This window comes from Streptomyces gilvus, from assembly GCF_022513565.1.
In the GTDB taxonomy this organism is placed as follows: Bacteria; Actinomycetota; Actinomycetes; order Streptomycetales; family Streptomycetaceae; genus Streptomyces; species Streptomyces gilvus.
The window spans coordinates 1-11,851 of the sequence record NZ_JAKWBE010000036.1 but is presented as its reverse complement, the minus strand read 5'-3'; the positions used below and the strand labels follow the sequence as shown (position 1 = coordinate 11,851).

12 protein-coding genes are annotated in these 11,851 nt (G+C 72.0%); 7 read left to right on the top strand and 5 right to left on the bottom strand.

All coding sequences use genetic code 11. The annotated features are described in order from the left end of the window. The first annotated feature begins 69 nt into the window (after positions 1-69). Together MKW14_RS35695 and MKW14_RS35690 are read left to right on the top strand one after the other, a co-directional pair. Positions 70-651, top strand: coding sequence for a TMEM165/GDT1 family protein (locus MKW14_RS35695; RefSeq protein WP_240870198.1), 582 nt, complete (start codon positions 70-72; stop codon positions 649-651). Between the two features lie 192 nt (positions 652-843). Beyond that, the gene (locus MKW14_RS35690; protein ID WP_240870196.1) at positions 844-1,512 is read left to right on the top strand and encodes an HAD-IA family hydrolase; all 669 of its coding nucleotides are present in this window, start codon (positions 844-846) and stop codon (positions 1,510-1,512) included. A 51-nt stretch (positions 1,513-1,563) separates the two neighbouring features. Here MKW14_RS35690 and MKW14_RS35685 read toward each other — a convergent pair whose 3' ends face one another. Beyond that, entirely contained in the window at positions 1,564-2,520 is a 957-nt protein-coding gene (locus tag MKW14_RS35685; RefSeq protein WP_240870195.1) for a peptidoglycan-binding domain-containing protein, read from the bottom strand. 201 nt (positions 2,521-2,721) lie between these two features. On the opposite strand from MKW14_RS35685, the gene MKW14_RS35680 reads away from it, so the two are divergent. After that, positions 2,722-4,767: an MDR family MFS transporter gene (locus MKW14_RS35680; protein WP_240870193.1), complete on the top strand. Its 2,046-nt coding sequence runs from the start codon at positions 2,722-2,724 to the stop codon at positions 4,765-4,767. Here MKW14_RS35680 and MKW14_RS35675 read toward each other — a convergent pair. Both MKW14_RS35675 and MKW14_RS35670 read right to left on the bottom strand, forming a co-directional pair. Further along, the gene (locus MKW14_RS35675; RefSeq protein ID WP_240870191.1) at positions 4,760-5,254 is read right to left on the bottom strand and encodes a GNAT family N-acetyltransferase; all 495 of its coding nucleotides are present in this window, start codon (positions 5,252-5,254) and stop codon (positions 4,760-4,762) included. The genes MKW14_RS35680 and MKW14_RS35675 overlap by 8 nt on opposite strands. An 11-nt stretch (positions 5,255-5,265) precedes the next feature. Further along, complete coding sequence (locus MKW14_RS35670; RefSeq protein WP_240870189.1) at positions 5,266-5,889, bottom strand: dihydrofolate reductase family protein; 624 nt, start codon at positions 5,887-5,889, stop codon at positions 5,266-5,268. Between the two features lie 173 nt (positions 5,890-6,062). Between MKW14_RS35670 and MKW14_RS35665 the strand changes: the two genes are divergently transcribed. After that, positions 6,063-6,713, top strand: a complete 651-nt coding sequence (locus MKW14_RS35665) for a hypothetical protein (protein WP_240870187.1) — start codon at positions 6,063-6,065, stop codon at positions 6,711-6,713. Positions 6,714-6,718: 5 nt separating this feature from the next. After that, positions 6,719-7,363: a hypothetical protein gene (locus MKW14_RS35660; RefSeq protein WP_240870184.1), complete on the top strand. Its 645-nt coding sequence runs from the start codon at positions 6,719-6,721 to the stop codon at positions 7,361-7,363. Here MKW14_RS35660 and MKW14_RS35655 read toward each other — a convergent pair. Next, entirely contained in the window at positions 7,352-7,789 is a 438-nt protein-coding gene (locus MKW14_RS35655) for a DnaJ family domain-containing protein (protein ID WP_240870183.1), read from the bottom strand. The two genes, MKW14_RS35660 and MKW14_RS35655, sit on opposite strands and share 12 nt — an antisense overlap. 80 nt (positions 7,790-7,869) lie before the next feature. On the opposite strand from MKW14_RS35655, the gene MKW14_RS35650 reads away from it, so the two are divergent. After that, complete coding sequence (locus MKW14_RS35650) at positions 7,870-8,259, top strand: FHA domain-containing protein (protein ID WP_240870182.1); 390 nt, start codon at positions 7,870-7,872, stop codon at positions 8,257-8,259. A gap of 27 nt (positions 8,260-8,286) precedes the next feature. On the opposite strand, the gene MKW14_RS35645 is transcribed toward MKW14_RS35650, so the two are convergent. Then, positions 8,287-8,955 carry an O-methyltransferase gene (locus tag MKW14_RS35645; protein WP_240870180.1) on the bottom strand — a complete coding sequence of 223 codons (669 nt, stop codon included), beginning with the start codon at positions 8,953-8,955 and terminating at the stop codon, positions 8,287-8,289. Between the two features lie 299 nt (positions 8,956-9,254). On the opposite strand from MKW14_RS35645, the gene MKW14_RS35640 reads away from it, so the two are divergent. Next, complete coding sequence (locus MKW14_RS35640) at positions 9,255-11,816, top strand: right-handed parallel beta-helix repeat-containing protein (RefSeq protein ID WP_240870175.1); 2,562 nt, start codon at positions 9,255-9,257, stop codon at positions 11,814-11,816. Positions 11,817-11,851: the final 35 nt, after the last annotated feature.

The following is an 11,851-nucleotide window of genomic DNA, read 5'->3' as shown; positions in this document are numbered from 1 at the left end:
GCCGTGCCGAGGTGTCTTCCCGAAGACGTGATCACTCTCGGCGGGGCGGCCCGACCGATTGAGGACCTCTTGATCAGCATCACCGTCACGGCGCTCGTCTTCGGCGTCGTCTTCCTCGCCGAACTGCCGGACAAGACCGCGCTGGCCGGGCTCGTGCTCGGCACGCGCTACCGCGCCTCGTACGTCTTCGCGGGCGTCGCCGCCGCCTTCGCGCTGCATGTCGTGCTCGCCGTGGCCGCCGGCAGTGTCCTGACCCTGCTGCCGCAACGGCTGGTGCACGCGCTGACGGGTGTGCTGTTCCTGGCCGGCGCCGCGATGCTGCTGTTGCAGAAGGGCGAGGACGAGGAGGAGATCCGCCGGCCCGAGGACCAGTCCTTCTGGAAGGTCGCCGGCGCCGGTTTCATGCTCATCCTGGTCGCCGAGTTCGGTGATCTGACGCAGATCATGACGGCGAACCTCGCGGCCCGGTACGACGACCCGCTGTCGGTCGGTCTGGGCGCGGTGCTGGCGCTGTGGGCGGTGGCCGGGCTGGGCATCGTCGGCGGAAAGGCGCTGATGAAGCGGGTGCCGCTGGCCCTCATCACCAAGATCGCGGCGCTGCTGATGCTGGGGCTCGGGGTGTGGGGGCTGTGGGAGGCGGTCGCGGGCTGAGCGGCGCGCGGCGGCCGTGCCCCGAGCTGAACGGCCGGTGAACTCTCCGCCCGGTGGTGGCGGATGCCGGTCCGGTTTTGTACCGTGGAGGAACAAAGTGGTCCCCGCCTGTTCTCCCTGACCGGCGGGCGGGGCGCTTTGTCCCTTCCGGGGCCGCTCGACCCGCCCTTCCGCCACGCTTTGGAGCTGCCGATGACGGTCACCACCGTGCCCACCGTCCTCACCGCCCGCGCCCTCCTGCTGGACATGGACGGCACCCTCGTGAACTCCGACGCCGTCGTCGAGCGCGTCTGGCGGCGCTGGGCCGAGCGGCACGGGCTGGACGGCGGCGAGGTGATGAAGGTGGCGCACGGACGTCAGGGACACGCGACCATGGCGCTGCTGCTCCCCGACCGTCCGATGGAGCAGAACCGCGCGGACAACGCCCGCCTGCTCGCGGAGGAGACCGCGGACGTCGACGGGGTCGTGCCGATCGCCGGGGCGGGCCGGTTCCTGGAGTCGCTGCGGGGCCTGCCGCACGCGCTGGTGACCTCGGCGGACGTGGCCCTGTCCACGGCCCGGATGGCCGCGGCGGGCCTGGAGCTGCCCGAGATCCGCGTCACCGCGGAGTGCGTGGGCGCGAGCAAGCCCGACCCCGAGGGCTTCCTGAAGGGCGCCGCCGAACTGGGAGTGGACCCCGCGCAGTGCGTGGTCTTCGAGGACTCCGCCGCCGGCATCGCGGCCGGACGCTCCGCCGGGATGCGCGTGGTGGGCGTCGGGGCCCGCGCCGACTTCCACGACCCGGACGTCGTGGTGCGGGACCTCACACAGGTGCGCGTGGAGGCGACCGCCGACGGAGGGATCCGCCTGTACGTCGGCTAGTCCGGCACCCCGCCCCTTCGGGGCACCGCGGTCGCCGGACCCGCCCGACCGTCACGGCTCGGTCGTCTCCGACTCCAGGTGCGCCCGGGTCACGAGGTCGTACACCCCGTACTCCGGGACGTTGAGGCCCCGGGCCTTCTGGTATCTCGTCACCGCGTCCTCGACGCCCTCGTTGTAGTGGCCCGTGGGTGTGCGGGTGTAGAAGCCCAGCTGGGTGAGGCGCTGTTCGAGTTCGGTGACCTCGGGGCCCTCGGAGCCGCGGCGCAGGACCGGGGGCTGGGTGTTGGGCTGGGCGTTCGGCGCGCCGACGGTGCCGGTGGCCGTGACCGTGGGCGGAGTCGTCGCCGGCTTCGGCGAGCGGGACGGGGTCGGCGCGGGACTCGGAGTCGTGGACGGCGTCGGTGAGGCGGACGCCGAGGGGCTGACGGACGGAGTCGGCGCGGCGGACGGCCGTACCGGGGCCGCCCGGCCCGACGGCGTCACCGACGCCGTGCTCGGCGACGCGTCCGGCACGCTCGCGCGGACGTCCTGCGGCAGCGCGCCGTCCCGGGAGGGCGGCTCGTAGGAGAACAGCCCGCTCGCCAGCCCCGCCGCGGCCACCACGGCGACGACCGCCCCGGCCGCGCCCAGCAGCACGGTACGGCGACGGCCGCGTGGCCTTTCGACGCCGTCCCCCGGCTCACCTTCCGTCCGCTCCGCCTCGAACAGCCGCAGATCCTGGGTGCTGGGCCCACCCTCCGCGGGAGTCGGCGGCACGGATGTCGCGTCCCTGGCAGGTTCCTCGGGGCGGACCGTCCGTAACGGCATCGTCGCGCCCGCGTCGGCGCCCTCCAGCTCCACGTACGGCCGTATGCGCAGCGGGTCGAAGTCCTCCGCCGCTGCCGCCTCCGCCGTGCGGGTCTCGAGCAGGGCCTCGGCCGCGCGCCGGGCGCAGGCGCAGGACGGCGTGTTGTCGGCGTCTCTGGGTGCTCCGCACTCCGGGCACCGCCGACCCTCCGGGTCTGTCACGCTTCGTCCCTCCCTCCACACGGACACACGCTCGCCTCGCGAGCTCCAAGGATTATGCCGATCTTCTCCACCCCTTCTCCCACAAGCCCCCGGAATCCCCGCTTCCGCAGGACTCGACAGGCCATATCCGGTCACTCCCACCACGATGGGAAATCACGGCGGAACACGCCGCGCAACGACTTGACACCCAGGGAGGCCCTCATGGCAGGGGATGCGCCCGCTGTGGCCGGGCAGGTACGGCAGGCACGGGATCCGCACGTGCCCGGGAACGTCCTCGTCTCGATCGGCGCACTGCTGCTCGGCATGCTGCTGGCCGCGCTCGACCAGACCATCGTGTCGACCGCGCTGCCGACGATCGTCAGCGATCTCGGCGGGCTCGAGCATCTGTCCTGGGTCGTCACCGCCTACCTGCTGGCCTCGACCGCCGCGACCCCGCTGTGGGGCAAGCTCGGCGACCAGTACGGGCGCAAACGGCTGTTCCAGACCGCGATCGTGATCTTCCTGGTGGGCTCCGCGCTGTGCGGCATGGCGCAGAACATGCCCCAGCTGATCGCCTTCCGGGCCGTCCAGGGACTCGGCGGCGGCGGGCTGATGGTCCTGTCGATGGCGATCGTCGGCGATGTCGTACCGCCGCGGGAACGCGGACGCTACCAGGGCCTGTTCGGGGCCGTGTTCGGGGCGACCAGTGTGCTCGGACCGCTGCTGGGAGGACTGTTCACCGAGCATCTGAGCTGGCGCTGGGTGTTCTACGTCAACCTCCCCGTCGGCGTCGTCGCGCTCACCGTGATCGCGGCCGTGCTGCGCATCCCGCGCAAGGACACCCGGCACACCATCGACTACCTCGGCACCCTCCTCATCGCCTCCGTCGCCACCTGCCTGGTGCTGGTGGCGTCCCTCGGCGGGACCACCTGGTCCTGGGGCTCACCGCAGATCGTCGGACTCGCCGTGCTGGGCGTCCTCCTCGCCGTCGTGTTCGTGCAGGTCGAGCGAACCGCCGCCGAGCCCGTCCTGCCGCTGAAGCTGTTCCGCGTCCGCACCTTCACGCTCTCCGCGGTCATCAGCTTCATCGTCGGCTTCGCCATGTTCGGCGCGATGACCTATCTGCCGACCTTCCTGCAGGTCGTCCAGGGCGTCACCCCCACCCTGTCCGGTGTGCACATGCTGCCGATGGTGTTCGGCCTGCTGCTGTCGTCCACCGTCTCCGGGCAGATCGTCAGCCGCACGGGCCGCTGGAAGGTCTTCCCGATCGCCGGTACGGCCGTCACCACGATCGGCCTGCTCCTGCTCCACCAGCTCGACGAGAACAGCTCCACGGCCGTGATGAGCACGTACTTCTTCGTCTTCGGCCTCGGACTCGGCCTGGTCATGCAGGTGCTCGTGCTGATCGTGCAGAACGCGGTCTCCTACGAGGACCTCGGCGTCGCCACCTCCGGCGCGACCTTCTTCCGCTCGATCGGCGCGTCCTTCGGCGTGGCGATCTTCGGTACGGTCTTCGCGAGCCGTCTCTCCGACAAGCTCGCGGACGCCTTCCGGGGCGCCCGGCTGCCCGGCGGTGTCTCGGCCGACGCGCTCAAGTCCGACCCGCGCGGCATCGGCTCGCTCCCGCCCGCCCTGCGCGCCCCCGCCGTGCACGCGTACGCCTCCTCCATCACCGACGTCTTCCTGTACGCGGCCCCCGTCGCGCTGCTCGGCTTCCTGCTCGCCTGGTTCCTCAAGGAGGACAAGCTGCGCGGCTCGGTCACCGCGCCCGACGTCACGGAGACCCTGGCCAGCAACCCGGTCGAACGGTCCTCGTACGACGAGGTGTGCCGCGCGCTGTCCGTGCTCGGCACCCGGGAGGGCCGGCGCGAGATCTACCGGACCATCACCGAGCGGGCCGGCTACGACCTGCTGCCGGCCGCGAGCTGGCTGCTGCTGCGCATCAAGCGGTACGGCTGGGTCGAGCCGGGCGTCCTCGCCGAGCACAGCCCCGTGCCGCTGGAGGTCATCCTCGACGCCGCCCGCCAGGTCGAGGAGCGGCGCCTGGCCGTCCGGGAGGGCCTCGACCTCGTCCTCACCGACACCGGCCGCGAGGTCGCCGAGCGGCTCTCCCGGGCCCGCGAGGACTCCCTCGCCGAACTCCTGGGCGACTGGTGGGGCCCGGACCGCCCGACCGACCTCGTCCAACTGGTGAAGGAGTTGAACGACGAGCTGTGCGGCTCGGAACGCGAACAGCCCCAGAAGGGCCGCACCACCGAGCTCAGTTGACCAGCTCCTTGCGGAACCAGTGCTCGGCGTACGGGTCGTGGTTGTGCGCCTCGGTCTCGCGGTACCCGAGCCGCGCGTACAGGGCACGGGCCTCCACGAGGTCGCCGCGGGTGTCGAGCACCAACCGCCGGGCGCCCAGGGCCCGGGCGGCCTCCTCGGCGGCGCCGACGAGGAGCGGGGCGCCGCCCTTGCCGCGCAGCTCCTCGACCACGAACACCCGGGTCAGCTCGGCGGTCGCCGCGTCCAGCAGCCGTACGCCCGCCGAGCCGCCCGGAACGCCGTCGTACCGCGCGACGAGCAACCGCCCGGTGGGCGGGGCGAGTTCGGAGCCGGGGTCGGCGGCGATCTCCCGCTCCAGCTCGGCGGGGTCCGTCCGGCGCCCCTCGTGCAGGAGGTACCAGCGGTCGCTGACCTCCGTGTAGTACGCCCGCCACAGTGCGGCGGCCACGGCCGAGTCGACGGGCTCCGGGGCCACGGTCCAGGTCATGGACCGCATTCTCAGCCGGACGCGGGCACCTTGCGCAACCGGATATGTGTGACCTCGGGGGAGTCCAGGACCTGGGTCTTGTGCCACTCGATGTGCTGGTCGCCGAGGTTGTCGAACAGCCGGCGACCGCCACACGCCAGCACCGGCACGACGTGCAGCAGCAGCTCGTCCAGCCACCCCGCGCGGATGAACTGCTGGACCAGGTCCGCGCCGCCCGCAAGCGACACGTCCTTGTCGCCGGCCGCCGCGCGGGCCAGCTCCAGCGCGCGCCCGGGCCCCTCGGTGACGAAGTGGAAGGTCGTGCCCGTACGGACGAGGGGCTCGCGGGGGTGGTGGGTGACGACGTACACCGGCGCGTGGAAGGGCGGCTCCTCGCCCCACGGGATCTCGCCCGTGACGAACATGCCGTGCCCCATCACGACCGCGCCGGGCCGCTGGACGTGCTCGGCGATCAGGTCGTCGTCCGGGCCCGTCGCCCCGCCCTCCATGCCCTGCATCCTGCGGAAGCTGCGCAGCCCGAACACCCACGAGTGCAGCCGCTCCCCGCCGATCCCCAAGGGGTGCTCCCGCCCCGACTCGGGGCCCGCGATGTACCCGTCCAGCGACATGGCCAGCCGTGCGATGACCTCACCCATGATCATGACCTCCTCGGAATCCGGTCCCCTGGTGGCGCCCTCACCCTGCCGTCGATCGGGCCGCGGCTCGTTCGACACGCCGGTCCCCGGATTCCGGGCGCAGTTTGAGCGGGGGTTCGCGGGCAACCCGGTCAAAGAACCGGCCCGAGGGGCCGACACACTGGAAGGCACCCATGTCCACAGGCTTGATCATTGCTCTGATCGTGATCGTGGCGGCCGTGGTCGTTGTCGCGGCCGTCCTGACCTCGCGCGCCCGGGGCCCGCACGGCGGCCGGAACCTGAAGCGGCGCTTCGGGCCCGAGTACGACCGGACGCTGGCCCGGCACGACGGGGACACCCAGGCCGCCGAGCGCGAGCTCACCGAGCGCGTGGAGCGGCACGGTTCGCTGCGCGAGCGGGCGCTGGAGCCGGCTCAGCGCGAGCAGTTCGAGGCTCGCTGGGCGGCCGCGCAGGAGCGGTTCGTCGACTCGCCGCGGGAGGCGGTGGCCGAGGCCGACCGGCTGCTGTCGGAGGTGGCCGCCGTGCGCGGCTTCCCGGACGGCGCGTACGAGGAGCAGCTGGAGGCGATCTCCGTCCACCACGGTCACCACGTCCACGGCTACCGGCGCGTCCACAGCGCCGTCGGCGGCGGCGCGGGCGGCAAGGACGGCGAGCGGGCGGACACGGAGGAGCTGCGGGAGGCCATGGTCGAGGCCCGCGCCCTCTTCGAGGACCTGACCTCGCCGATCCACCACGCCGACGACAAGTCCCGCACCCCGGCGGCCACCCGATCGAGCGGCCATCTGCCGTTTGCTCTCAACCGACGTCACGTGAAGGGCAGTTGAGCGACATGACCGACGCAACGACCGGCCCGGGTACGGGCGCGAGGAAGAGCGCCGACGCCGACGGGACCACGCGGCGGACGGCGGCGCCGACGCCCGTCGAGACCGAGCGCGAGGGACGCGAAGGGCGCGAGGGTACGGGACGTGGGCTCGGCGAGTCCACGGACCGGAACCAGGAGAGCGTGGGTGGCGGCGACAGCGGCCACGGCCGGACGGTCCCCCCGTTCCCGACCCCGGACGAGGCCCGCACCGAGGACTCGGGGGGCGCCGCCGGCACCACGGGTGTCACGGACACCACGGACCTCACCGAGCCCGGCACCGGGACCTCGGGTACCGGCACCGCGACCTCCGGCACGGGTTCCAGCGCCCGTCTGCTCCCTCACGAGGAGTGCGACAAGCTGGAGCTGCGTCTGCGGCAGGCGGTCTCCGGATTCGTCGACGAGCCGCGGAACGCCGTGCGGGAGGCCGACCAGGTGGTCGAGGAGATCGCCGGCCGGTTCGCGGAGGCCGTGACCAGGCGGCGGCGCACCCTGCGCTCGTCCTGGCAGGACGGTGACGAGGCGAGGAGCAAGGGCACGCACCCCGACACCGAACAGCTCCGGCTCGCCCTGCGCGACTACCGCGCGCTCGCCGAGCGCCTGCTACACGGCTGACCCGCCCGCCGCCGGCCCTTCCGCCGCCGTCCGGCGCCTGTGCCACACGCGTACGACCTCTTCGACGTCGTACGGCTTCATCCCGAGTGGGGGCCCGGGCGGCGGCTTGAACATCATGTCCCGGATCTTGACGTTGACGTCCGTGACGATCTTGCGGGCGATGCGTTCCGAGGGTGCCGCGTACGCCGCGGCGAGGGCGTCCTCGGCCTCCTTGCGCAGGGCGAGGGTCGGTGGCAGGACCGAAAGGCCCTCACGGGCCATCTTCTGCTTGATCCACCACAGTTCGTCGTACGTGGTGTCGGTTCCGGCGGGCAACGGCTTGCCCGCTCCGGCCAGTTGGGCGAACTCTCCGCGTCCCTCCGCGTCACGGATCTGTTTGTCGACCCAGGACTCGAACGTGACGCCCGGTGGCTTTCGCTCGGTCATGACTCCATTGTGCCGGACGCGACCTGGCCGGGCGATTTATCATGCGCCCGCTGTGTAAGGACACTTCACGAGGAGCGCACGTGCTCGAACTGACCATGGCCACCGTCTCCGGGGAAGAGGGGGCCACGGCGGGCATGCTGATGGCCGACGCGCCGAGCGAGCCCGGTGCCGTGCTGCGGGTGGGCCGGGACAAGTCCGCGTGCCGACTGGTGACGCCGGACGACTGGCTGTTCGTCTCCCGGGTCCATCTGGAGTTCCTGTGCGGGCCGGAGGGCACCTGGCAGGTGACCTGGCTGCGCGGTTCGCAGCCCGACCCGTCGTCGGAGGTCCGGCTGGTCGTCGGGGAGTACGCGCAGCCGCTCGTGTACGGCGGCACGGTGGCGCTGCCCCGGGGCGGCAACGGGGAGATCGTCATCCGCGACCGCACCGCCCCGCGCAGCGTCAACGTCGGGTTCTTCCACGAGTTCTAGACGCCGCCTGTGGGGCGGCTCCGCCGCTTACAGCACCCGCGCCAGCGCGAACCCGTCGTACCCCTTGGCGCCGACCGTCTGGACGGCCGTACCCGTCAACCTGGGGTGTTGGCCGATGAGTTCGATGGCGGCGCGGGTGCCCACGACGTCCGGGGAGGTGCTGTCCGCGTCGGCGACCCGGCCCTGCCGTACGACGTTGTCCAGGACGATCAGGCTGCCGGCGCGGGTGAGCTTCAGCGCCCACTCCACGTAGTGCGGGTTGTTGACCTTGTCCGCGTCGATGAAGACCAGGTCGAAGGGGGCCGGGTTCTCGTCGGCGAGCTTGGGCAGCGACTCCAGGGCGGGGCCGACGCGCACGTCGACGAGCCGGTCGAGGCCGGCGCGCGCGATGTTGCGGACGGCGACCTCGGCGTGCTTGGCGCTGTACTCCAGGGAGACCAGCCGACCGTCCTCGGGCAGGGCGCGGGCCAGCCAGATGGTGCTGTAGCCGCCGAGGGTGCCGATCTCCAGGATGGTGCGGGCGCCCTGGATCTGGGCGAGGAGCTGCAGCAGCTTGCCCTGGGGCGCGGTGACGGCGATCGCCGGCAGCCCGGCCGCCTCACTGTCCCGCAAGGCCGCCTCCAACGCCTCGTCGTCGGGCGAGAGCCGGCTGGTGAAGTAGTCGTCAACGGCGCCCCAGAGCTGCGGCTCACTCATTCTCCTGTGCCTTTCGTCGGCCGGTCCGTGCGGTTGGTCAGGAACTCTGATTAAAGCGTGTCGCGCACGCCGTTTTGATCAATTCATGGCCGGCTCTGGGGCCGTCTGTGATGATCCGCGGGCTACGATCCCGCCTCCGGGCCCATCCGATCGTATGTCCGACGTTCCGTGGAAGCGCCCGTTTCTCCCGCCCACACAGATACAAAGGGACACAATTGAAGAGAATCGCGGGGCCTTCCCGGGCCGTGGCTTTCGCGCTGCTGGGCCTGGCCCTTCCGGTTGCGTCCAGTGCTCCGGCCATGGCGGACACCCCGGCATCCGACGTGCTGTACGTCGCGAAGACGTCGACGTGTTCCGACACCGCGGCTGACAGCGGCAGCCAGGGGCGGCCGTTCTGCACGATCAGTGCCGCGGCGGGGGTCGTGGAGCCGGGCCAGACGGTGCTGGTCGAGGCGGGCGACTATCCGGAGTCGGTGACGATCACCCGTTCGGGTACCGCGGACGCGCCCATCACCTTCGTCTCCAACGACTTGTCGCTGAATCCCGCCTACGTCAGGGGCCGGACCACGGCGCAGGGGGCGACGCCGGCGTTCACCGTCTCGGGGGCGCAGCATGTGGTTCTCCGTCGCTTCTCCACGACGGCGCCCGGCGGGGCTCCCTCCGTGCTGATCGACCACTCCTCCGACATCACCGTGGACCGGGCGGCCGTGAACAGCAGTGCGGGCGCACCGGCGATCCGGATCACCGGCACGTCCCGTGACGTCACACTGAGCCGCACGAGCGTCACTCATGTCGCCAACGGCAGCCCGGGTGTCGCGATCGATGGCGGCGCGTCCGGCACCGTGCTGAGCGCGGACACCGTCTTCAGCCCGCGTGCGACCAACCACGCGCCGGGCATCGCGGTTTCCGGCGCGCCGGGCACGGTCGTCACCGGCGACACCGTGGTCGGCTACTGCACGCGGGGCATCGTCCTGGACGGGGATTCCTCCGGCTCGACGGTGAAGAACGACGTCGTCGAGGAGGCGGCCAACGGCTGGGCCTCCTCCCCTTCGGCCTGCGCGTCGACGGCCGATGCGACCGCGATCTCGGTCGCCGACACCGCCACCTCCGGCACGAGCGTCGACGACAACGTGATCGACCCCACCAGCGGCGGCTCCCTCTACTCCTGGGCGGGCACCGGCTATCCGGACGCGTCCTCCTTCGCGGCGGCCACCGGACAGGGCGGCGCCGACATCTCCGCCAGCCCCCAGCTGACCGAACAGGTCACCGGACCGCGGCTGTGGTTCCAGCCCGGCGCCTCCTCGCCCGTCATCGACTCCGCCGACCCCTCGGCGCCGGGCGAGACGGCCACGGACTTCTTCGGCGATCCCCGCGAGGACGACCCCTCGGTGCCCGACACGGCGACCGGCTACTACGACCGGGGCGCGGTGGAGGTGGTGGGCCCGACAAGCGGCGGGGGCTACTCCATTCAGCCGCTGGGCTCGTCCAACCCGTTGCAGGTCACCGTCACCACGATCGCCCCCACCCCCGCCTGGACGGCCAACGGCCCCATCGACCGGACGTACTCCTACGTCCCCGACGACGCCACCACCGGCTTCCCCATCGACACGGACGGCACGTTCACCTACACCTTCCACCGCGCCGGCGACCACGCCATCCGCCGCTACGACCTCAGGGGCGGCGGCCCCTCCCCCGACAAGCACGTCGTCGTCGGCGCCGACTACACCCCGCTCACCCCGGTGCGGCTGCTGGACACCCGGCACGCCGTCGGGGTGACGACCACGGCCGCCGTCGCCGCCGGAGCCGACGTCGTCCTGCCCGTCCCCAGCGTCGCCGGCATCCCGGCCGCCGACGTCAGCGCGGTCGTCGCCAACGTCACCGTCACCCAACCCACCGCCGCCGGGCATCTCACGCTCTACCCCCACAACGGCCAGAGCCTCCCCACCGCGTCGAACCTGAACTTCACGGCCGGGCAGACGGTGGCGAACCTGGTGACGGTGCCGCTAGGCGGTGATGGGGTGGTGATCCACAACGGCAGCAGCGGCACCGTCCACGTCCTGATGGACCTGCAGGGCTTCTACGGCCAGGCCGGTTCCGGCTTCAAGCCCGTCTCCCCGACCCGGGTCCTGGACACCCGCTCCGGCCTCGGCACCTCGGCGGCGAGAGCGATCACCCCGCGCGCCACCCTGTCCCTCGACCTGTCCGGACGCATCCCGGCAGGCACCACGGCCGTCGTACTCAACCTGACCGTCACCCGGCCGACCCAGCACGGCTACCTCACCGCCTACCCGGACGCGGGCGCCATGCCGGCCGTGTCGAACCTGAACTTCACCGCCGGGCAGACGATCGCCAACCTTGCCGTCGTCCCCGTCACCGACGGCAAGGCCGACTTCTACAACGGCAGCGGCGGCACCGTCCAGATCGTCGCCGACCTGGCGGGCTACTTCGGCTCGGCCGCCGCCGGGGAGAACCAGTCCTACGTCCCCGCGGGGCCCACGCGTCTCGTCGACACCCGCTCCGACCCCGATGTCACGGGCCCCGTCCCGGCATACGGCAACTTCAGCTTCTACCCGTGGTGGCACAAGGACTGCGCGGCCGGCTGCCCCCAGCCGACCGGAGCGGTGCTCAACGTGACCGCGACCCAGCCCCGGAAGAACGGCTTCCTCACGGTCTACCCCAACGAACAGACGGTGCCGAACGCGTCGAACCTGAACTTCACCGCGGGTCAAACGGTGCCCAGCCTGGTGTCCGTCGCCGACCCCGGCCTGATCATCGGCGTCTACAACCACAGCAGCGGCAGCGTGCAGATCGTCGTGGACGAGGAGGGCTACTACATCGCCCCGCAGACGTGGGCCAACTAGGGACGCCAGAAGATTCAGCGCGCCCGCCGGACATC

Coding starts and splice junctions, on each gene's coding strand:
- MKW14_RS35690 (WP_240870196.1), top strand. CDS start 844: ATGACGGTCACCACCGTGCCCACCGTCCTCACCGCCCGCGCCCTCCTG.
- MKW14_RS35680 (WP_240870193.1), top strand. CDS start 2,722: ATGGCAGGGGATGCGCCCGCTGTGGCCGGGCAGGTACGGCAGGCACGG.
- MKW14_RS35675 (WP_240870191.1), bottom strand. CDS start 5,254: ATGACCTGGACCGTGGCCCCGGAGCCCGTCGACTCGGCCGTGGCCGCC.
- MKW14_RS35670 (WP_240870189.1), bottom strand. CDS start 5,889: ATGGGTGAGGTCATCGCACGGCTGGCCATGTCGCTGGACGGGTACATC.
- MKW14_RS35665 (WP_240870187.1), top strand. CDS start 6,063: ATGTCCACAGGCTTGATCATTGCTCTGATCGTGATCGTGGCGGCCGTG.
- MKW14_RS35660 (WP_240870184.1), top strand. CDS start 6,719: ATGACCGACGCAACGACCGGCCCGGGTACGGGCGCGAGGAAGAGCGCC.
- MKW14_RS35655 (WP_240870183.1), bottom strand. CDS start 7,789: ATGACCGAGCGAAAGCCACCGGGCGTCACGTTCGAGTCCTGGGTCGAC.
- MKW14_RS35645 (WP_240870180.1), bottom strand. CDS start 8,955: ATGAGTGAGCCGCAGCTCTGGGGCGCCGTTGACGACTACTTCACCAGC.
- MKW14_RS35640 (WP_240870175.1), top strand. CDS start 9,255: ATGGCGGACACCCCGGCATCCGACGTGCTGTACGTCGCGAAGACGTCG.